Raw genomic sequence first — 23,027 nt, 5'->3', positions numbered from 1 at the left:
TTCAGCAGCTTTTGCTACTTTAGTGCTAAACAAGTCTGATAGCGCACATGCGCTATCAGGTCGTTAGGATTCACTTCTTTTCTCTTTACCTCTCCGCTTCTACTTTTAACCAAATAGCTACTGAAAGGTGGCGCTTAATTGTCCTATTCCGCTCGTCACGCAAGGCCAGCACACGGCTAACCCGATCCCCCCTCCCTGTCGTACAGAAACGTAGAGATGGAGTCACGCCCCGACGGCCACCCTATCCTCCCTATCGTCCCGCGCCATTCATCGCGCTCTTACCACCTTTTTGGTTTGCTTCGAGCCACGTTCATCTCGTTTTCGAAATAGCTTCATTCACCTGGAAGTCGACTGAAGCATTTCATGGAAAACAAAAGAATCCTAACAAGCGATATAGCGCATGGCTTGCTTAGTTCTTCGCCACTGGCCTGCTATCCGCCCGCTCCATCTGCGCCGGAGCTCTCGCTCTAGGAATTTGCCACGGGCAAATCCCGGAGGGATTGACTTGTGCTGCGTGTCTGTACAAACACGTTGTGTGCTTCCGCAGATTTTCGCTAATTTCATCGCTTAAAACTGGATATAGCCACACGCTATATCTTGACGTTGTGAGGCATATTCTTCTTCACGCATATTCTAACAAACTAAAAAATTGCAGAACTGTATCCAAGTGAATACATTTGCCGTATGTATTCTATAGAGAAGACAGAGGTATTTGACAAATGGCTAAGGAAGCTGAAAGACCAACGCGCTAAAGCCAAAATCCTATTCAGAATTCAAAGAATAGAAGAACATGGGAATTTTGGAGATTGTGAACCCGTTGGGCAAGGAATCAGTGAACTTAGAATTCATTACGCAAAAGGATATCGTGTCTACTTAAAAGAATACAATGGCAAAGTTGTGCTACTTCTCAACGGCGGAACAAAATCGTCACAACAGAAGGACATTGCTAAAGCCAAAGGTTTATGGTCGAACTATAAAGACGAACTTGAAGATGGCAACTAAAGATATTACAAAATTCGACATTGCAGAATATCTTGAAAATGACGCAATGATTGCAGAGTACTTGAATACAGTGCTTGAAGAAGGTGATGCTGAAGATATCAAAACGGCTCTTGGACATGTAGCCAAGGCTAGAGGTATGTCAAGAATCGCAGAAGAAACTGGTCTAAGTAGACCAAGTTTATATAAAGCCTTATCCCAGGGTTCTAAGCCCCAATTTGATACAATTCTTAAAGTGCTAAGAGCCGTAGGCGGCAACTTGAACGTACCAACAGCCTAAATAAACACCTCACAACATACGATATTGCGCATGGCCTTACTTAGCTTTCTGCTAAGTGTCTGCTAAATATCCCGCTTATCTGTCGCCAAGAAACTGATGTGCTTTCTACTATCGTCTGCTCGTGGGAGATTTTTTTCTGGAATGGCGCAGTGCCAGTTTAATACTTTGAATGCACCGGCAGATAAGCTACTTTTATCGCAATTAATTAAGCTCGGAGGCCACAGCGCCATATCTGGTCGTTACAGGTCATACTGCACTTCGATCAATGAAATACTTCTACTTAACTTTCTTCTCCGTTCTTCTCAGTTGCTCAACTGATGTTTCCAAAAAAGACTTGGAGTTCGACATGTTTAACATGAACTCCTTGGACTACAAGGTTTATCATGCTAACAAACTAAACGCCGAACTTAGCGAACTCACTACCGGTACAACTGAACTCAGGTTATTAGTTGAGAACACGCTGGACACGCTGACACAGCTTGAAGAATTGGCAATAGCAAAAACTGGAGGTTACACACCAGGGAACAAAGGTCTCAGAACACATCTTGTTAACCCTGAACTCGCTAACCGAGCCAGTTTAATAAGGGACAATGAGCTAGGGGTAACAAAAGATTACATTAACAGGGTAGCAAACTATCTTAACGAAAAAGGCATGGACGTAGGACTAACAGCAATGGATGCAGGTGATGACCCGTACTACTCTAAAGATCCTAACTTCGACAGAATTGACTTCTTCGATCTAGCATTTGACCAACGTAACATTTATCAAGTGATAGCCATGATTGGGGGCATCAAACTAGATATTCTTGAACTCGAAAGAAGATACGTTCAAGCTCAATTGAAAGAACAAATAGGTAATGAAAACGACCTGTAACAAGCGCTAGCGATGCAGATGTCAGACTGCTGCTAGTTACTATCGAAGGAACTTACCGCTCCCCTTCCCTTCTGTGACTTTCAGTGCGTTGAAGAACTGTCTGCAGTTCTGGCGGATGTCTGGTTTAACGCAGTACTTCGTAGATAGCGTTGTGCGAGTGGGACACCTTCGCTACTTTTATCTCTCAAGAGCTAGTAACGGACATCCGCCTGCTAGCTAATCGTTAATAGCAATACTGTGCTAGAACTCAAGAAATACTTTAGCCATAATTTTAACATTTGGAATTGCTAACTCTATTTTCGGACAAACAAAGCCATACAAACAAATAGAAACAGCACTTTCGAATTCTGACGTTTCTTCACTTGTAAGTTTGGCGCCAGAAAGCGAGTATGGACCATTACACTTCTCAACTCCTAGCATACAAGAAGTTGCAGTAACAAAGCAAGAACTTGGTGAACACTTAACTAAGTACTTTGAGTCCTTTGGAGAATTTGAATATCGTCAACTTTTTGCTAACGATAAGAAACACCTTGTCCTTGTTGTAGGTAAACTCATAGGAAGTGAATTAACACAATACATGATGATTGGACTAGCAAAGTTTGGAGAGAATTATCGTTATATATCATTTAGCCTCTTGGAGGAACTACCCCCTAACATGAAGCATCTAGATAAAGACGGTTGAAATGAAATTGACTTTTCCTGTAAAACATTGGTTAACAACACTTCTTATTAGTCCTACTTTTCTGATTATTTATGACTCTGTCGTTAACACTCAATTCGTGTTTGACGAACCATCTATTTACATGCTTTTTATTACAATGGGAGCTGTCTTTTCTCTACCTGGACTTCTCATTTACTATCTAGCTCACAAGCATTTAACAACGACTAAATTAACTGATCTTCAAATCAGACTTAACCTAGTCATAGTCGCTATGATAACTGTTGTTTTTGTATTTTGGCTGATCCAAGGGTCATTAATGATCCCGATGATACTTTCCTATTTAACTGGAGTAATAATTTCTGGGTGGTTTTATCCGATCAGAGAAAATTAAAAGCTGGTAACATACGATATACCGCATGGCCTTACTTAGCAATCTGCAAAGTGTCTGCTAAACATCCCGCTTATCAGCCGCCAAGAAACTGAAGTGCTTTCTACAACCTTCTGCTTGTGGGAGTTTTTTATCTGTATGGCGCAGTGCGTATCTGAAACTTTGAATGCACCGGCAGATTCGCTAATTTCAACGAATTAAATTAAGTTCGGAGGCCACAGCGCCATATCTGGGCGTAGTGTCAACACACCAAATAGGGCGAAAAGTTAGTTTTTGCTTCAGAACACAATCCTGATCAGCTTATTTTAAACTTGAATTAAAAGTTCCAGCCAATGAAATTCCAATAATAGAGTTCATACACCATGATAACCATTAGCACCAGTTGTGCCCATCGCCATCTTGAGGTCCACCGCTTCTTGATAATTTGTATGACAATTGCAATCGAGCCAGCAATGAATACAAGGGGTAAAACAAAAAGGGGGTAAAACAAAACGGGAATACCATAATTTAAATCCGTCCCGATGACGAGAGAGGCAATCAGAAAAACCAGCAGAAAAACAGCTCCACTCATATTCGTCAATGCCACGATTTTATTGGCTGGATTATTTTTCTTTTTGACCATCAGTACAATTCTTCGAATCAGAAGGAACAGGAAAATTCCCGTCAGAACATACAAGATCTGGACATTCATCGATGAACCCATAAATCCTTCTTTATTATAATAATCAGACCGACCAGGAAGCAAAAGATACTGCTCACCATTTATTTCTTTAAAAGCAATACGATGCATACCCTCTTTTGACTGGAAGGTATTATCTCCAATGAAAACGTATTCATCTCCAAACGCAAGGAGCTGCTGGCCATCCGATTCAATGTCAATTTTACGGTTTTGCATTTTATGGTAGATTTTTTCCATGTTGGTTTCATGCGTTCTCATGGTATGATAAGAGCCAGAGTAAGTATCTAAAAGCTCCTGGTTTATGGGTATCTCTCTGGCCATTCCTTCTGATGACGGATACAACAACCTCAGGAATCCATAGACCACATCATTTCTAAACGAGGTATTATTTCCTGTGGCTGTCACTGTAATTCCAATACCGTCTTCCGGTATTATATAAAGCAGACTGAAAAAGCCATTGCGATTATTGCCATGTTCCAGTCCTTTTCTTGCACGAAATACGCTTTCAAAAAACCCATATCCCCTCCCGTACAATGAGTCAGCCTTTTGGAATTGTGCGGCCTGCATTTTTTGAATAGCGGACGCCATTGGCGTATGGTCTGGGTTGAGTTGAGCAATCATAAATTGCTCGAGATCACCCATGGTCCCGGTGAGCATGGATCCGGGAATTGTCTGTACAAATTCAATATTTGCTTCTTCGCCATCCACATAGGGGGTGGCATGGTTGTTCAGGAAATTTTCATCAAAAGCAAAACTTGCCGTTGGCATATTGAGGGGATCAAACAATCGTTTTTTAATAAGCTCCTCGAATGGGATCCCTGTTACTTCTTCAGCCACCAGTCCTGCAAGTGCCACTCCATGATTGGAGTAGGCGGCCACACTTCCTGGTTCAACAATCTGATCCGGCATCCTCCTACTGAGATATTCTTTCAATGTTTCCCTTTCCTGGTCAATTAATCGTGTTCGATCAAGTACCTGCTCCTCAAATCCACCCGTATGTGTCATCAACTGGTGCAAAGTCGTCGGAAACCTTAATTTCAGATAAGGAACCTTGGATCGAATGTCTGAATGAAGATCCAATGACCCCTTTTCAGCCAGCTCTGTAATCAATGCAGCGGTCATAAGCTTAGAAATAGAACCAAACATGTGCTGATGCTCCAATGTCAGCTTTTCCTCATTGGCAAGGTTGGCATATCCAAATGCTTTAGAAACATATAAACTATCAGTCTGCGCGATCGAATAAGCCGCCCCCACAATGCCTTTTGCTTGCATTTGCTTATGCACGATCGAATCAAGTTTTCGAATAGTTGATTCGTTTAAATCTTGAGCAATAAGATTTAGACTAACCACTATTAAGGCTATTGTTGTAATTGTTTTCATTTTGAGTTGATTTTAGTTTAACAACTCAAGGCTAAAGCGAAACATGAAATTAAAGGTCTTACTGCCAGCAGAGAGACAACTAGTTGTTTTGTGATGCTCGAAAATTACTCGGTGATTGCCCGGTTTTCTCTTTGAAAATTCTGTTGAAAGTAGCTTTTGAATTAAATCCGCTATCGTAAGCTAGTGCCTCAATTGTCAGGTGTTCTTTAGATTTATCAAGTAGTCTTTTTTTGACTTCCTCCACCCGAAAATCGTTTGTAAACTCATAAAAGTTCTTCTTAAAGTACTGATTGAGTATTGAGGATATTTCTTTAGCCGGTATGGCCAGATGGTCTTCCATAATACGAAGACTAAGTTCAGGGTTCAAATAAAGGCGGTCATCTTTCATGCCTGCAATGATCTTTTCACCAATTGCCTTGAAGTCCTTGGAAGGTGGTCTTCCCGCATCCAAAATTTCTGGTGCCTGCTTCAACATGTATGTACCAATTGTTGACCAATAGGTAGCTACACAATAGCTAAGAATGAGCAGTTCATCATAGGGCATCAGAATCATTTCATAAAACTCCAACCGATAATTAAATAGTAATTCAATATCCACGATTACAAAGAGAAGGATCAACCCATAAATGAACACGAATATGTACAAAAGGATAAAAGCCCATTTTAAAGTTCTGCTATGAAGGTTTGAAAATTGTTCCCTTACTTTAGATTCATATTGCTTAATAAGTCTAAACGTGTATATCAGATAGACTGAACCTGGTAAAATCGCTAAAAGTTGGACAGATTCAGTGAAGTTATGAAACTCCACATGGGCAATTTCCCGTCCATAAATCAGGTGATAAACACTATGTAAATAGTTGAATGCTAGCGGAGTAAAATGGAGGAGGTCCTTGTTATTAAATCCTTTGTTTGAATTGACCAGATATTTTACAAACAGATAAAAGGCAGGAGCAATGGTGAAGCTGGCACCAAAAGGAAGCCAATGTAACCATGGGTTTGAGTTATACAGCTTCAGCTGTAAAACCGCATAAGTAAAAATGGTTATTAGGATAGAAAAAAGCATGCATACAAAAAGCTTGTTTGCCAGCTTATTTTCATGCTTGGAAATTAACAAAGCCGAGAAAATGAATCCGTGAATGATGGCAGCCACGATAATATAGTTCATCAGATCATTCATCTCGCATAGAAATTCAAAGATAAGTCAGAAATAAAACTTATCTCCCCCGTTCTTAGCGTCTCACTGAGACCAACCCTGATCTTAACATCAAATCAAGTAATTTTCCACGTGAAAGGCATAAATTCATTTTTAAATGAAGATTTTTCACGGGTTTATGTAGCAACTTTTATCGCACCGACAGCACATGCTATATCTGATCTTATGAGCAACATTCCATCAATATGAAATAAATGAGAAAGAAACGAACTAAACTAATAATCAGAATCGCACTACTAGTTGGAACCATCGTTTCTCTGTTCTTTGTACCATGGCTTTTGGTAAAGGCATGGATACTTCCGCTACCAGATACCGTTCAGGAACAGTTAGATGAAGCCATTGAGCATGGGTTTGAAGGAATGATTGTCTATATAGACCAGGCTGATCAACCTCCTCAATATTTTGCTTCCGGTTGGTATAATAGAGAATCTAAGGTACCAGCCAAACCTAACGCCCTGTTTAAAATTGCCAGCATCAGCAAACTATATGATGCTGTGGCCGTCACCAAATTGGTAAGTGATGGACGGCTTTCTCTAGATAAAACAATCGCTGATTATTTACCTGAACTTGAAGGAAGAATCGAAAACGCTGAGAAAATTACTTTGAGACTGATGATACAGCATAGAAGTGGAATACCAAATTTCACAGATGCTCCAGATTTTTGGGCAGCTCCAACAGAGACTTATGAAGAAAGTCTTGCACTGATACAGGGCCTTCCGGCCAACTTTGATCCTGGCGAAGACTATGAATATTGTAATACCAATTATCTTCTAATTAATAAGATAATGGATGATGAACTAGGTTATGGTAATTTTCAATTCATTGAGCAAGAAATTCTAGCACCGCTGAACCTTAAAAATACCTTCGCCTCGCTAAGTGAAGTCGATATAGAGGATGTGATGAGTGGCTATCATGTAGGATATCCCCATGATTTAAAAACAAACGATTATGGCATGCATGCCACTGCGGAAGATGTGGGTACCTTTCTGAGGGCGTTAAACGATGGTTCTTTGTTTGGAGAAGGAGAACAAGAAATCTATTCTTCCATTTACGAGTATGAACATGCCGGCTGGGTTCCTGGATATCAAAGTTTTGCAAAATATTATGAAGATATTGACGCAGTGGTTATTGCGTTCTATAGCACTACCGACCCTGACCTCTATAATTGGAACTTGTCAGAAATTATCAATAATAGGATTGTTAAAATTTTGAAAAGCCAAAAGAGCTTATAAACAAGCCTTATTATCATAAGAAAACATTATATACTAAAATCATATCGATAAGACTATCAAACTTGATGTTCACAGCTACTTAAAACACAATCAAATTTTTAAGAACATGGTATTTAGAAAAGTCCTCCTTCTTTTAATGACGCTATTCATTATGCAACTACCATCCTTTGGCCAAAGGGAAAAACATTCTGTGAAGCTCCCTGATGTTTCCAAGGAAATTATGAAAATGCGAAATAGTGATCAGCGGAACAGAATCAAATGGGCTGACATGATAAGGAAAGGGAAAAATAATTCAGAAAAATTTAGAGAATTCACCAAAGAGGTCATCGCTGTGGATCGGAAGAACACAGCTAGAATGAGGGAAATAATATCCAAGTATGGGTGGCCAACTTATGATCTTGTAGGTAAAGAATCAAGTAATGCTGCCTGGCTGATCATTCAACATGCTGATAAAAACCCATTGTTTCAGGCAAAGTGCCTAATACTGCTAAAAGCAGCTGTGGATAACGGACAATCGAACCCACGCAATTATGCCTACTTGTATGATCGAGTGCAGGTTTCTAAAGGTGAAAAGCAACTTTATGCAACACAAAGTTCAACCAATAATGGATTGACCAAAGGCCAATTTTATCCAATTGAAGATGAATCCGATATTCAAATTCGCAGAGAAGAAATGGGGATTACCCGGTCTGTTGAGGAGTATGCTGAATCAATGGGATTTAACTACACGATTCCTTCCGTAGAAGAAGCCGAAAAGAGAGCAAAAAAACTGGTCTTAGATTACGAAACGAATTTGACTCTTGCCAAGAACGCGATGAACACTCAAGACTATGCAACTGCTGCCGAACATTACCTAATTGTAGCAAAGTCTTATGGAACGGTGACGACCCAGGATTTTCTGGAAGCAAGTAAAGCTCTTGCTTTATCTCAACACACAGAAATCGTCCAAGCATATACGTTCCTGATCAGAGCTATGACTAGAGGTTGGGAAGGCTTCAATGACATCAAGGATCATGAAGATTATGCCTACTTAAAGCAAGCAAACGAAGGAAAGTGGAGTGATCTATTGATTACTGCTGAGGAAATGAAACTGGACAGGTAATGTAGAATTTATCAGGAATTTAAATCCGCCAATATGAAAAATTCAATCTACTTAACCTTTACGCTAATCTGCATTATTTCGGCCTGCAAGAACCCTGGGGTGATATTTGAAGATGCTCTTTGCATCGAAAATATCTCTATTATTAATCCCAATAGTGGATTGACGGAAAACCAGACCGTAATCATAAAAAATGGGATAATTCATCAAATAACACCTTCACTGAAACTGCAATTGTCAGATAAGAATACGATTATCAATGGAACAGGGAAATTTATGATCCCAGGGTTGTGGGATGCCCATGTTCATTTTTCCTATATCGAAGAAATGGCCTCCAGCATGCCTGATTTATTTCTGGCTTTTGGGGTGACAAGCGTAAGAGATACTGGTGGCGACATCACTTTTGTGAATCAATGGAAGGAAAAATCACTGGCTAACCCTACAGATGCTCCCAGAGTTATGGTTGCCGGTCCGCTGTTAGACGGAATGCCTAATGTTTATGATGGCAGTGATCCCAGCCGTCCCCCACTATCTGTCGGATTGGGGTCTGTTACTGACGTAGTAGATAAGATTAATGAACTTGATAGCTTAGGTGTTGACTTTCTAAAAGCCTACGAGATGTTGAGTCCGGAACAGTTTGCCACTGTTATGATACTTGCAAAAGAAAAAGGGCTTAAAGTAACCGGACACGTGCCTTTGAGTATGGATGTAATGAGTGCTTCCAATGCCGGTCTAAATAGCATGGAACACTTGAGAAATCTGGAGTTGTCATGCGCTTCGAATGCAGCCGAACTACTGGAGCAACGACGAAGGCTTCTTGCTTCTGGTAAAGGGGATAGAGGAGGAGTTTTACGCTCCAGAATTCATCAAGCTCAAAGAGAAATAGCTGTTAAAAATTACGACCCAAATAAAGCTAAGGAAGTCTTGAATGTCTTGGCGAAAAACCAAACCTGGCAAATCCCTACCCTTGCATTAAGCACCGGATTTACTGAAAGGTATTGGGTAGACTCCAGCTGGCAGGAGAGTTTTAACTATTTGCCTGCATCCATTGAGCAGCAATGGTTAACGAATATTAATGAGCTCTCAAAGAGAAAATTGAAACCTTTCAATGAGCAATACTCAGACTGGCTGATAAACATGGTGGGACAAGTTCATGAAGCTGGGATTGATATAATGGCAGGCACAGATTGTCCCATCTTCTTCTTAACTCCAGGCAGGAGCTTACACAAGGAGTTGGCGATATTGGTAGAAGCCGGATTGTCGCCACTGGATGCAATTAAGGCCGCAACTTTAAATCCGGCCAAATACTTCGGAATGGAAAATAAACTCGGGTCCATACAGGAGAATCAGTGGGCAGATCTAGTCATTCTTGACGCAAATCCACTTGATGATATAAATAATACCCGACAGATCAATGCGGTCATAAAGCAAGGAAAGTATTATGACAGAGATCGTTTAGATCAAATTTTAGCGCGATTAGATGCTAATCATTAGCAATGAAGGACTACTTCCAATTATACCGAATGGTGGCGGTTACTATCCAGAATGGATGAATTCATTGAAAATAAAATAAGTAAGAGTTTAATTTTTGATAAGCTCTCCCTCCAGAATTTGACCATCAATAAGTTCGATGCGCAAGATGTAGTGTCCAACAGGAAGATCTGAAATAGGCAGTCTCCTATTATTAAAATGGGTTATATTTTTCTGCAATTTTCCATTCAAATCGTAGAATGCAATTTTCTTAATGTATTTGGTTTCAGCGCCATCCATTTCAATATAATCAGAGGCCGGGTTTGGGAATACCCTCAGTAGAACTTCCCCTAATTCAGGCATCACTAAAATAGTTGGAGAATATTCGTTGCTCCCATCAAAATCAACCATGTTTAGCCGATAGTAGAAAGCTTCATCATCCATATCCGAATCCACAAATTGATAATCTGACCGCTCATTGGTATTTCCATTCGCCAAAACAACTCCAACCGTACTAAAAACTTCCTCATTAAGACTCTTTCTCTCAACCTGAAACTTATCGGCATTAATTTCCGAAAGAGTTGACCAGGCTAATTCGATTATTCCATCAGTTTGTTTACCGGAAAAAGTTAACAGCTCTACAGGAAGCGGATTTGCGCTGGCATCTGTACTAAGCATGGAAAAATCACTAAAACTCGCAGTGGTAGCAGTCACCGTGTATGGACCAGTACCCGCTCCTCCTGTCAAGGACGTAATCAACCAATCCAATCCATCGAATCTGAGCATCCCCAGTGATGAGGGGTCTGATATCAAGTCGCTACCTTCTGCTTGCAAAGTCACAGTGCTCAGCCCGGGAATTCCAGATATCACATCGATGGTCCAATACCTAAAATCCATTACACTTTGAATCCCGGAAACTCCAATTAAATCCTTAATTGCGCCATCTGTTCCCAAGCCCTCCTGAGTGGCACCTTCAATATGAGAAACTGAGAAAGTAGTTGCATTCAAAGGAGATAGTGTAACCGGCCGATATGAGCCTGCATCCCCTACAGGAAAGGAGAAGCTCCCCAATGCTGATATAGCGGTTTCAACTTTACCTTCAATGTGATTGGTTGCCGAAAAGGTGCCTGCAACAGCGTTATTGATCGTCAAAGCAGGATCATCCGACTTGTTTCCATCATCCAAATCAATGTCCAACACTCCACTGGTTAAGGTGAGAACGTTATTGATTTCAAGATCTGCCAATACATTAAGAGTACCTCCGTTTACAGTGATATCATCGATGGTCGTGTTTGCCTCTGGATTTATTGCCATATCTTTTGAAACTGTTAGCGTTTCCGCATAGTCTGCCTGAAGGATAGTAACAGTGCCACTGGCATTTACCAAGTCCTGCCCCTCTTGCAAGCGAGCTCCGGATGTTTGAGCTCCTGATGATGTTACGGTCAGGGCATCAAAATCTCCCTGAAAACCAGCAGACCCACCATCTGTATCTGTGCCATCGTTTAGCCAAGGAGTAATATCTATCAGCGTAGGGCTGGATAAAAACCCTTGTATGGTTGTCTCATCAGATGACCCTAACCAATTACCAGATATGTTCATTGTGCTACCCGAAACACCTTCTGCAATGGTTCCATTACCATTATTGGTAATGCCACTATTTGAAACTGTAACGCTACCTCCTACCGAAGCGTGTAAACCTGATGTCGTAAAATTTGATTGAACCGCTGCATTCGTGATCACACATTGATCGACAATTGCCGTGCCTCCATTTCGTGCAATTACACTAAAACCTGGATTGCCGCCAACACCTCTAGGATCAAATCCGTTTCCAGTGATGGTAGATGTGCTGATATTGGCTGTAGCATCTTCTCCTCGCACAAATATTCCTCTGTTGAGATTGTCATGAATGTTGGAGTTGGTAATGGTGTAATTAATGGCAATTCCATCACTGGCAAAATCTCCTAAATAAATAGCTGAATAATCGCTTGCTGCATTTCCTACACCGGATATATCGACACCTGTGATGATTAGGGTAATATCATCTGTTGCAGTACCTGACCCGGAGACAAATGAATAAATCCCTGCCTGTGCATCGGGGAATGCAACATCTGCATCTGGATTGACAAAACCGGACATGGTGACATTGGAAATATTTACCGTACTTGGATTAAACCCTACTCCCTCGGTATTATCAATCTCAATTCCTTTCACACATCCAGTGTAATTGCCATTATCTATGGTGACGGTAGGTGATGCGTTCAAATTATACCCAAAGAATCCATAAGAAGCAGTCTGAATGTCATTATCAGTAAAGTCAGCATCTGCTGTCCCCGTAATATTTTGTGCCCCAATGCCAATGCTTGGGTTGGTGGCATTAAGCGGGTCCTCCAGGTTCAACATCTCAATCGAGTTGTTAGAAACAGTCAAGGTCCCTGAGGCAATTGTATTTACAGATATACCAGCAGAGTTAGCATAAATCACATTATTTGAAGCATTCATACCGGTAAATGCAGTATTGGAAATAGCCACTGAGTTATTTGAAGTTGTGTTATCTGTGCCAAATTGAAATCCATCAACAGTAATATCTGATGCACCAATCGTAACACCAATATTCGCACTTGAAGGCTCAATAATCGACTCTGCACTTCGAGAACCGGAACCAGCAATACCTTGATTAGCGCCATTTAATGTAAGCGATTTAGCAATTGATAAGCTCTCCGCATAAGTCCCTGCATTCACCTGGATGGTTCCGCTGGCATCAACAAGTCCGACTGCTTCCTCAATTCTTCCGGAACTGCCGGTCTGTGCTCCCGAAACTCCTACGATCAGACTGCTAAAATCACCCTGAAATCCATCCGTTCCTAAATCAGTATCCGTTCCAAGGGCAAGCCAGGGGGTGAAATCATTAGATCCCACTGCTGCATCTATGGTGGCTTCAGTTGTCGTGCTGAAATAATTACCAGATAGGTCTATCCCTGCTGTCTCAGCTATCAAGCCATTGCTGTTATCATTTAGACTACAATCACTTACCGTTAGACTTCCGGCTGTCGAAATATGAAGACCCGAAACGTAATAATTTGAGGGTATATCTTCCGGTGAGCTTAAAGTGGCCGGATTAGTGATGAAGCAATTTGAAACTGTGGTACTTGACGCTTCTCTTGCAATTACACTAAATCCCGGATTTCCTCCTGTGGCATGAGGGTCAAATCCATTTCCGGTTATAGACGACTGTAAGACATTCGTCACAGCATCTTCTCCTCGGGTATAGATGCCACGATTTGAATTATCATGGATATTACAATTTGTTATTGTAGCAACTATACCTGCTCCATCACTCGCTGTAGGAAAATCTCCAACAATAATCCCTGCATTGTTTGAAGCTCCATTACCGACACCTGAAATATCTAAATTATCCATCGTAATGGAGAGGTCGTCTGATGTTGTACCACCTGCAGCAACAACATAAACACCAACTTCCGTATCAGGATTTACCACATCTGCATCAGTAATAAAGCCGGACATAGTTATGTTTTGAATTGTCAAAGCAGAGGGGCTAAAGCCACCTCCCCCATCCGTATTTAAAGGGATTATTCCAGATGTGCATCCTGTGTATGTTCCGCCATCGATGACTGCCTCAGTAGTTGATGTCAATGCATAAGTAGAAATCCCTATGCCTGCGTTTGTAATGTCATTACCTGTCACATTCGCATCCGCATCTCCGGAGATTGTTGAAAGTATAATACCTATACTACCACTTGTCGCATTAGTGGCATCCTCTACGGCTAGCATCGAAACCAGATTATTAGCAATGGAGACTGTACCAGTAGATGAACCAACAATAGAAACCCCGACACTGTTCGCATAAACAATGCTGTTTGTAATTGTGATAGCTTCACTGATGGTTGCCGAAATACCATTTGTCGAATTGGAGGTAGATGCGTCTGTCCCAACCTGAATTCCGTCTATTGTAACATCATTAGCGCTTATCACTATTGCAGTTGAGTTTGTCCCAGGATCGACTTGCGACTCAGCGACTCTTGTGCCATTTCCAGCCGTTCCTTGATTGGCTCCATTGAGTGTAAGTGATTTTGAGATTGTAAGGTTTTCTGTATAAGTACCTCCTGCCACAGTCACTGTTCCTGTAGTAAGCGCGAGATCTATCCCTGATTGGATCAGTTGTTTAGGATCTCCTACCGTGCCAAGACCTGTATCGTCAGTTGCGGACGCATCCACAAAAACGTTTATCAATCCATTTTCTGTTCCCAGCGTGGAAACCACACCCTGAAAGTCCGTTGCGTCTACGTCTGTATCTGAAGCATTGCTAATTCTTGCCACCGATTCGTCTGCGACTGAACTCCCAAAACTATTGGGTGCACCATCATCGACGGCATCCCCTTCTTCATTGTCACCTATCTCCACATCATCTATCATCGTTCCATCTGCATCAAATAGTTGGATGTAAACGTCGGTATTCATGTCATTTCCCCCGTCAGGGTTACCCAAAACCAGATAATCTCCTACTGCGGTTTGCGTAAAGTCACCACTTCCAATGTAGTTTACCACATCAAAAGCTCCAGTGGAAGTTAGATCACCATTAAAAGCTCCATCGCTATCACTAATATTGAAGGTCCACTTGGTGAGGTTTAAGCTATCTGTTCCAATATATAATTCGATCCATTCATCTACTTCTGAAATTGTTCCGCCTCCATCTGTCCCATCAAAGTCATTAGTACTCCAATCTGTGCGAGGATTCGTAACCACCTCATTGATCAGTACAGTTCCAGTGGGGGAATTGGTTACTCCCAATGTGGCTCGTGTTTTTACAAAATCATCTACTTCCACATCCGTATCTTGTCCATTGGGAATACGGCAAACAGATTCATCTGTAGCATCAGCGGAATTCCCGGTAAACATTGTGCCAGATGCAGCGGCAATAATAACTTGATCAATAAGTGTGGCAGCATTGTCGCGCAGTACCACCGTCACACTTTGATTAATCGCTCCAGATGTCATTTCACCCAGTACAATATAATCTCCAGCGTCGGTATCGGTAAATGAACCTCCGGTTCCGGAGATGTAATTCATTACGGTAAATGCACCACCAGCGGCAATGGTCCCTGATTCATCCGTCCCATCATTTAGTTCGATGGTCCATCCGGTAAGGTCCAAACCATTTCCAGTAATATATAGCTCGATCCAATCATCATTGGAATCAATTGTGCTTGCTCCATCTGTTCCATCAAACCCATTGGTACTCCAGTCTTGTTGGGGATCTGTTACGACTTCATTAATGACTACCTGTGAAAATATTAAATGCGAACAGAGCAGTAATGCGAGAAAAAAAGATCCTGATTTTATTAAAGCAGGATTGATTTTACATGTAGCATTAACCACTATGCTCTTGAGTGAGTGAGTGAGCATGACCATAACTGTGGTGGTTTAATTCTTAGTAAAATACTGAATTTCAGAGAAAACTGGTAATTCAAACCGATTGATTCTACGAAAAAAGTATTTATCAATCAGTTATTAATAAATTATCAAACTTTTTCAAGTTTATTCCGGGCTTCTTTTAAATCATCTTTGTCTGCATGTTCCTTTGAAACGAGTGCCTGAGTGGAAGGATTAAGTGTTATTTCTATTAAAATCGGATAATGATCAGAGTGAAAATTAGCAAGTCGACTCAGCCTTGCTATTCGAAAGTGATGACTTAAGAAAATATGATCCAATGGCCACTTCAATAACGGTCTCATGGCGTGAAATGTATTATAAAATCCGCGACCCATACGGGGATCTAAAAGTCCACTTATGCGCATAAATAACCTGGTAGTATGAGACCATGCTACATCATTCATATCACCTGCTACAACAATTGGTAGCTTAGATTTTCTTGCCATTCTTCCGACAAGAACCAACTCAGCATCTCTTGGAGTGGACGTGTCATTCTCTCCAGGGGCAGGCGGCTTTGGATGCAGACCGTAAAACTGGATGATCTCATCATTTGAGAGTTCAATTTTAGTATGGATGGATGGTACATCTTCTTCGATCAAAAACTGAATGGTACTATCTACCAGTTTAAGCTTCGAGTATAACATCATTCCGTATGTATTATTTATGGGCTTTAAAACCTTGTACGGAAATGCTTCACTTAACTTTTCATCAATTGCGTCCTTCCATTTAGCATCAACTTCAACTAGAAATAGTATGTCCGGTTCGCTTTCCTCAATCATAGCAAGGCATCCTAGATAATCGTTATTGGTCATGAGGACATTGGCCGATACAAAACGAATCCTGGAGTTTCCATCTTCACTCCACGGAACGGTCGGTCGCTTCAGTTTCGTATACGGATAGATCACTGTGAGACGATAAACGAATAATGCGATGGTTATTCCACAGATAAATCCCTCCAGCCAACCTTGTGGCTGATCAAAGACACTCCAGCCAATAACGCATAGAAAACCTAAGATCGTGAAATGAACATATGGAAAGTCAAATCCACGAATCCACCATTCTTCCCTCTTAGATAAAGGAGCAATTGCGGAAATGATGAAAATAATACTGAACGTGATGAGAAGGATTTTCATCTGGTGAAATTAAACCATAGAAATTAATATTATTACGATTTAATATTCGCTAAAGCAAATACACAAAATATTATATCTCATTAAAAATCAAACAATTATCAATCAAGATTAATAAATATTATTCTGATAATAGATATATAAATATCATTAAAGGAATAATAAACTGATTATATTAATTAATTAGAATTATAATCTTTTATTATACATATAATCAAAATATATTTTTGTTTATATGTAACCTATCGTAAATATTCTTCGTTATATATATTGTGTATTTGTAAATGCAACTATACGAATTATAAAATAGATGTTTAACCTTTAAATTTTGAAAACTATGATCTTAGTTGGAATAATAATTATCCTTTTCGGTCTGTTTATGTTTTACTTACGTCCTCAATTGAGTGATAAAGATCAATTTGAAGACGGTGTATTGATCCGAAGAAAGGCACCACCCTTCTTCCTGATGTTTACCAAAAAGATATCACTGGTACTTGCTGGAGCTGGTTTATTGATCGCAATGCTCCCTTACATGTTCTTTTGGGCTGAGCCTGGTTACCAGTACTTTTTAGTTTACCCTACCGGTCATAGCGACGTAGTGATGAGTCAGGGAATTAAGTTTCGAGGATTTGCGAAAGTTGTACCGTGGCAAAAATACATTGATGTGAAAGTGGTTGATCCCGGCGATGAAGTAAAGGATATCGAAGGCTTGATGAAGCCCATCCCCATCCGGTTCATCGATCAGGTAACAGCAGAAGTGAAAATCTCAGGCAGGTTTCAATTACCGACCAATGAAATAGACTTCATCACGCTCGCAATCAAGTACCGTACGATGGACAATCTGGTACAAAACACGCTGATACCTACTATCCGTGAGCAAACTAACAATACCGGATATATGTATGCCGCTCAGGACTACATTTCCGGAGAAGCACAGAGTTTCCGTCAAACTCTGGACGAGCAATTGAAAGATGGCGCTTATGCAGTAATTAAGATTGAGCATAGGGACACAGTCTTTAGTGAAATACAGAAGCCGAATACAGATCGCGCAATCAAGGAGATTCGGACAAGCTATACGGTAGAGAAAGTACTTCAGAATGGATTACCAAAGCGTATTCCGCATGAGTTGACAGAAAACAACATCATTGTATCTCAGGTAATTGTGGATGATGTAGTCTTAGAGCCAATCTTTAAGCAGCGACTGGAAGCCCAACGAGATGAATCTGCTAAACGACAAATCGAACAGCAGAAAGTGGAGACGGCAAAAGCGGCACAAGCCCGGATCATTGCAGAAGGTGAGCGTGATAAAGCTGGTGAACGAGTAACGCAGGAGAAAGAGCAAGTCAAGCAGCTCATCGCCATCGAGACCAAGCTAAAGCAAGAGCGCACGAACAAAGAGCTTGCAGCGATTGCGCTTGAAACCGAGCGACTGTTAGCGCAACAGAAGAAGGTTTCCGCTGATGCAAAAGCTTACGAGAATGCAAAGTTGGTAACGGCTGGATTGACACCTCAGGAAAGAGCTGAGTGGCAGTATAAAACCTCGGTAGGTGTTGCTGCAGAGCTATCGAAGCTGACCTTCCCTGCGACCATGATTATCGGTAGCGAAGATGGTGGAGGCACACCACTGGAATCTCTAATTGGCGCTGCGATGGCCAAACAACTCACAGTTGATAACTCTAAATTTTCGAACTAAGACAAAGAGGCGAAAGCCTCTTTTTTTGTTATTTAGCTACTTCCAGGGTATTCTTACTACCCACTCACCAAATCTTTATAGCTCTTTCCATCCCATACCTGGCATCTAATGGCATCTCTAAGCACACGTGGCTTGAATAGTGGCTTACCCATGAGTATACGTCCGCATTCTTGAATGCCTTCAATGATCGATGGGTGTGGGTGAATCAACTCGGCCAGTTCTTTAATGCTTTTATCCTGAGAGATCAAGAGTGCCACTGCTTGTATCGCACTGGAGGCATGCTCACCTACCACTCGCATACCTAAGATGTTCATGTCATCATCGTTGGTCACCAATACCTTAATGAAGCCTTCCGTATTTCTCATGGCTGTTGCTCTCGCATTCGTTTCATAGCTCAAGCTGACGGTTCGATACTCCAGACCCGCTTGTTTAGCTTGAATTTCATTCATACCAACACCTGCTACTTCCGGATCTAAAAACATGATCGTTGAGATATTCTTGTAGATCAGCGGCTGTTCGGGTTTGCCAAAAATCCGCTCGATCGCATAGCGGCCTTCCAACTCTCCTACATTCACCAAAGAAATATCTGCGGTGATATCTCCTACCGCATAAATGTTGGATACAGAGGTTTGTGTGAGATCATCTTTGATTCCACGATTATCTACTTCAACCCCTAAACCTTCATCTAACAATTGATCGTATTGTGGAACTCGTCCAATGGAAATCAATCCTTTTTCCACTCTGAAGCTTTCCTTAGTGCCGTCATTATATTCAAGGATATATACTACTTCATCCTCATCCACTTTCATTTCTATGAGTTTCGAATTTCTGTGAATGAGTACACCTTTTGCTTCCAGATTCTTTTCGATGACCTTCACTACATCCTCATCCTCGAATGGAAGAATACGATCGCCTTTGTCTATCAAATGAACCTTCGTATGACCAAAATTCGAGAAGATGGTAGCAAACTCACACCCAATCACTCCGGCACCTACAATCACAATGGATTTAGGAAACTTGGTTAAGTTGCTAAGTCCGTCGGAAGTGAAAACGATTTCTTCATCTATGGGAAGGTGAGGAAGCTTACGTGGTACACTTCCGGTCGCAAGCACAATGTAATCTGCTTCCAGTGTTTGATCTTGTCCATTTCCCGAAACCTCCACCGTATTTTTGTCTTTCACGTGAGCTACACCATGGATGTATTCAAAGAGGTCTTCACCTAATCCAAGATTGATGTTTTCCATGTGATGGCTAAGTAGGTTAACCCGCTCAGCTACCGCATCCGAAACTTCACCTTTCACCTTCTCAAAGCTGAACTCTGTACTTCCTACATTGAGCGCATTTCCATGTAGGTTAATCATTCGGGCTTCACGGGAAATCTCCCACCAGGTTTTGCTCCAGAGAGCTCCCTGATGGATACCAGCCCCTCCAAGTTTATCTTTTTCTATAAGTGCAACACTTTTCCCGAAATCAATAGCGCGCATGGCGGCCGCATATCCTGCAGGTCCACCACCTATGACACAGACGTCAAATTTCTTCATTTGGCTAGGCGATTGTTTTCCCTAAAGATAAGAATTTGAATGATTTAATGGTTACGATCCATCTTAAAGGTCTGATAGAAAACAAAAAGGGTGAAGAATCAATGAATGATCTTCACCCTTTTAATACTGCAACTGCCGTAGCAACTGCAATATTTCAAACTACTGTTCGGATTCCCTTTGGATGCGCTATCGCGAGTTGCCTCACGACCGCTTTTCCGCTACAGTCCTTCAAACTTCGTTGATCCAAGCCAAACTTAAAATCAACTTCCCTTTGTCCAACCGGAAACTCTCGTTTCAGCTTCCTATCCCTTGTTTGATGATACTAATGTAGACCATAATTTTACATCTCCAAAGAATGTAACTACTTAGTTATCAACAAGTTTTACCATACTTTTCCACGAGTTTATCCACAATTATCAGACAGTTTCCGCTAGCTTCTCCTCCAACAACACTTTTACCTCAGGTATAGAGTTAAACAGCTGCTCATACGATTCGGTAATAAAATATTCTACCTGAAACTTATCCTTTCGGTATGGAGTATTCAGCATGTGCTCAATGCTAAATTCATGTTTTGGCGGTTCCTCACTTAAAGAAAATTTTGTTTCTCCCGCAGAGGAAAGGATACCAGCTCCATAAATACGAAGACCTTCTTTTTCTCGTATTAGTCCAAACTCAACGGTGAACCAGTAAACTCTGGATAAAAGTTGAATTGCATGGTCATTGCCTACATACTTTAATCCTATTTTACTAAGCTCCTCTAGGAAGTTTACAAAGTGTTGATTGGTCAATAGTGGAACGTGCGCAAATACATCATGAAACATATCCGGTTCTTCCAGATAATCCAATTCTTTCATCTTTCTTAACCAGGTAGTCGCTGGAAAACGACGATTTGCCATAAGTTCAAAGAAGGTATAATCGGGGACTATACCAGGAACCACGGCTAATTGCCAACCGGTTGTTTCCTGAAGAATCTGGTTGGTTTCTTGGAAGTCAGGAATCAAGCCAGTTTCAAAATCAGCAATCTTCAACCCCTCTTTAAAAGCATCGCATGCATGGGTAGGAAATTGCTTCATCTGGCGATCAAAAAGGATTTTCCATACCTCAAAGTCCTCGTCTGTATAGTTTTCGTAAATCTGTTTCATGATCAATCAGCAGTAATGCTATTTAAAGTTCTTAGTTTTTCAATTAGTCGAGATGCCTCCCCAAAGTCAAGTGTTTGCTGGCCGTCTGAAAATGCTTCTTCAGGCCTGCAATGAGTTTCAAAAATCACACCGTCTGCCCCGGCTACTGTTGACGCCATCGCAACAGGTCCAACATGATCCCTGATTCCGATCCCATGAGATGGATCGGCAATGACGGGAAGGTGAGATTTCTCTTTCAGTATTGGAATAGCATTAATATCGAAAGTGTTTCTTGACGCTTTTTCATAAGTTCTAATTCCACGCTCACACAGCAGTAGTCGTTCATTCCCCCCTGAGAAAACATATTCAGCACTGTGCAGTAACTCATCAATGGTACCTGAAATGCCACGTTTGATCATCACAGGCTTATCTACGCTCCCAAGCTCATCGAGCAAGTTATAGTTCTGCGTATTTCGTGCACCAACCTGAAACATATCTACGTAATCGTACATAGGGGCTATTTGTGAGACCTGCATGACCTCTGAAACAATCTTGATTCCATTTTCTCTTGCCAGCTTATGCCACAGCTTTAAACCATCGATTCCAAGCCCTCTAAATGAGTACGGCGAACTTCTCGGTTTATAGACTCCCCCTCTCATTATTTTGATATTGTTAGATTTCAAGAAATTGATGGTATCTAAGATGTTTTCCTCCCCTTCAATACTGCATGGGCCTGCCATTAGTGCAAAGTTTCCTCCACCAATTTTCACATCATCGCCCAAATCAATTACTGTAGGATTTACCTTCCATTTGGCAGAAACCAACTTATAATCATCAGAAACCACATGTATATCCTTGATTCCGTTGAGATGTCCCAGCTTTCTGATGTCAAACTGTTTTTTGCCTGTACCGATCAGGTAACTCCCGCATTGGGTTTGAACATGTGTAGTCTTGTAATTCAAAGACTTTAGCTCTCCCTCTACAGACTTGAGAACTTCTCCATTGACGCCTTGTTCCAGTTGTATGATCATACTTGTCCTTTTATCCCTTTAATGAATTTTTTAATTGCATCCTCTGATGCGTCTTCTTTTAGCTCTTTAACAAAGGCACTTCCGATAATGGCTCCATTGGCATGCTGACAGGCGGTCTTGAATGTTTCCTTATCAGATATGCCAAACCCAATCAATCGGGGATTCCTTAGATTCATTGCGCTAATCCTTTTGTAATATTCAATCTGGCCGCTCTGAACACCTGATTTGGCCCCAGTAATGCTGGAAGATGACACCATATAGATAAACCCATCGGTGTGACCATCAATTAGCTCAATACGTTCATTCGAAGTATTGGGACTGATAAGAAACGTGTTTTTAATCCCACTTTTCTTGAATTGATGTTGATACACCTTTAAATATTCTTGCATCGGTAAATCAGGAACAATTACTCCGTCAATTCCAACTTCAACACACTTATTGCAAAATTGGCTGATGCCGAATTGAATAATTGGATTGACATAACCCATGAGTAAAACCGGAATCGTCACAGTCTCCCGTAATGAAACTAGCTGGTCAAAAAGTTTTGTCAGCGTCATTCCATTTTCGAGTGCTTTTTGTGAGCTTTCCTGAATTGTAGGACCATCTGCCACAGGATCTGAGAAAGGAATGCCAATTTCCAGCATATCAGCACCTGCATCTTCAAGCGCTTTGGCGATGCGAATTGTATCGTCAAAACGCGGATAGCCTGCAGTGAAATAGATATTCAGAATATCGACTTTCTCTTTAAAAGTTTGTTCAATCCTATTCATAATCAATTGATCATTCAT

At 41.1% G+C, this 23,027-nt stretch carries 16 protein-coding genes; 8 read left to right on the top strand and 8 right to left on the bottom strand.

Translation table 11 applies throughout. The features are described from left to right. Positions 1-684: 684 nt before the first annotated feature. The 4 genes from ACO05G_RS04545 to ACO05G_RS04530 all read left to right on the top strand — a co-directional run bounded on the left by ACO05G_RS04545 (position 685) and on the right by ACO05G_RS04530 (position 2,835). The gene (locus tag ACO05G_RS04545) at positions 685-1,002 is read left to right on the top strand and encodes a type II toxin-antitoxin system RelE/ParE family toxin (RefSeq protein ID WP_421764890.1); all 318 of its coding nucleotides are present in this window, start codon (positions 685-687) and stop codon (positions 1,000-1,002) included. Beyond that, entirely contained in the window at positions 992-1,279 is a 288-nt protein-coding gene (locus tag ACO05G_RS04540; RefSeq protein WP_421764889.1) for an addiction module antidote protein, read from the top strand. The genes ACO05G_RS04545 and ACO05G_RS04540 overlap by 11 nt, the downstream gene beginning before the upstream one ends. Before the next feature lie 265 nt (positions 1,280-1,544). Further along, positions 1,545-2,153: a hypothetical protein gene (locus tag ACO05G_RS04535; protein WP_421764888.1), complete on the top strand. Its 609-nt coding sequence runs from the start codon at positions 1,545-1,547 to the stop codon at positions 2,151-2,153. 370 nt (positions 2,154-2,523) lie between these two features. Next, positions 2,524-2,835, top strand: coding sequence for a hypothetical protein (locus ACO05G_RS04530; RefSeq protein ID WP_421764887.1), 312 nt, complete (start codon positions 2,524-2,526; stop codon positions 2,833-2,835). A 683-nt stretch (positions 2,836-3,518) separates the two neighbouring features. Here ACO05G_RS04530 and ACO05G_RS04525 read toward each other — a convergent pair. Together ACO05G_RS04525 and ACO05G_RS04520 are read right to left on the bottom strand one after the other, a co-directional pair. Next, a complete protein-coding gene (locus ACO05G_RS04525) occupies positions 3,519-5,261 on the bottom strand; it encodes a serine hydrolase (RefSeq protein ID WP_421764886.1) in 1,743 nt (580 codons plus the stop codon). 79 nt (positions 5,262-5,340) lie between these two features. Continuing rightward, positions 5,341-6,426, bottom strand: a complete 1,086-nt coding sequence (locus tag ACO05G_RS04520; protein WP_421764885.1) for a helix-turn-helix domain-containing protein — start codon at positions 6,424-6,426, stop codon at positions 5,341-5,343. A gap of 242 nt (positions 6,427-6,668) precedes the next feature. Between ACO05G_RS04520 and ACO05G_RS04515 the strand changes: the two genes are divergently transcribed. The 3 genes from ACO05G_RS04515 to ACO05G_RS04505 all read left to right on the top strand — a co-directional run bounded on the left by ACO05G_RS04515 (position 6,669) and on the right by ACO05G_RS04505 (position 10,299). Next, on the top strand, positions 6,669-7,706 hold the full coding sequence (locus ACO05G_RS04515; RefSeq protein WP_421764884.1) for a serine hydrolase domain-containing protein: 1,038 nt from the start codon (positions 6,669-6,671) through the stop codon (positions 7,704-7,706). A 106-nt stretch (positions 7,707-7,812) separates the two neighbouring features. Continuing rightward, the gene (locus ACO05G_RS04510; protein WP_421764883.1) at positions 7,813-8,808 is read left to right on the top strand and encodes a DUF6624 domain-containing protein; all 996 of its coding nucleotides are present in this window, start codon (positions 7,813-7,815) and stop codon (positions 8,806-8,808) included. Between the two features lie 33 nt (positions 8,809-8,841). After that, complete coding sequence (locus tag ACO05G_RS04505; protein WP_421764882.1) at positions 8,842-10,299, top strand: amidohydrolase family protein; 1,458 nt, start codon at positions 8,842-8,844, stop codon at positions 10,297-10,299. 87 nt (positions 10,300-10,386) lie between these two features. Here ACO05G_RS04505 and ACO05G_RS04500 read toward each other — a convergent pair whose 3' ends face one another. After that, entirely contained in the window at positions 10,387-15,702 is a 5,316-nt protein-coding gene (locus ACO05G_RS04500) for a right-handed parallel beta-helix repeat-containing protein (RefSeq protein WP_421764881.1), read from the bottom strand. 110 nt (positions 15,703-15,812) lie between these two features. Beyond that, complete coding sequence (locus tag ACO05G_RS04495; RefSeq protein WP_421764880.1) at positions 15,813-16,856, bottom strand: endonuclease/exonuclease/phosphatase family protein; 1,044 nt, start codon at positions 16,854-16,856, stop codon at positions 15,813-15,815. Between the two features lie 334 nt (positions 16,857-17,190). Between ACO05G_RS04495 and ACO05G_RS04490 the strand changes: the two genes are divergently transcribed. Next, positions 17,191-18,546 (top strand): cell envelope integrity protein TolA, encoded by a 1,356-nt coding sequence (locus ACO05G_RS04490; protein WP_421764879.1) that lies wholly within the window; start codon positions 17,191-17,193, stop codon positions 18,544-18,546. A 56-nt stretch (positions 18,547-18,602) separates the two neighbouring features. On the opposite strand, the gene ACO05G_RS04485 is transcribed toward ACO05G_RS04490, so the two are convergent. The 4 genes from ACO05G_RS04485 to trpA all read right to left on the bottom strand — a co-directional run bounded on the left by ACO05G_RS04485 (position 18,603) and on the right by trpA (position 23,009). Next, positions 18,603-20,087, bottom strand: coding sequence for a dihydrolipoyl dehydrogenase family protein (locus tag ACO05G_RS04485; protein ID WP_421764878.1), 1,485 nt, complete (start codon positions 20,085-20,087; stop codon positions 18,603-18,605). Between the two features lie 416 nt (positions 20,088-20,503). Beyond that, entirely contained in the window at positions 20,504-21,229 is a 726-nt protein-coding gene (locus ACO05G_RS04480) for a phenylalanine 4-monooxygenase (RefSeq protein WP_421764877.1), read from the bottom strand. A 2-nt stretch (positions 21,230-21,231) separates the two neighbouring features. Beyond that, positions 21,232-22,239, bottom strand: coding sequence for a 3-deoxy-7-phosphoheptulonate synthase (gene aroF, locus ACO05G_RS04475; RefSeq protein ID WP_421764876.1), 1,008 nt, complete (start codon positions 22,237-22,239; stop codon positions 21,232-21,234). After that, the gene (gene trpA, locus ACO05G_RS04470; RefSeq protein WP_421764875.1) at positions 22,236-23,009 is read right to left on the bottom strand and encodes a tryptophan synthase subunit alpha; all 774 of its coding nucleotides are present in this window, start codon (positions 23,007-23,009) and stop codon (positions 22,236-22,238) included. Before trpA ends, aroF begins: the two co-directional genes overlap by 4 nt. Positions 23,010-23,027 lie beyond the last annotated feature (18 nt).

Source organism: Ekhidna sp. (genome assembly GCF_965227465.1).
Classification (GTDB): Bacteria; Bacteroidota; Bacteroidia; order Cytophagales; family Cyclobacteriaceae; genus Ekhidna.
The sequence above is the reverse complement of the archived record's forward strand: the minus strand, read 5'-3'. Positions and strand labels throughout refer to the sequence as shown.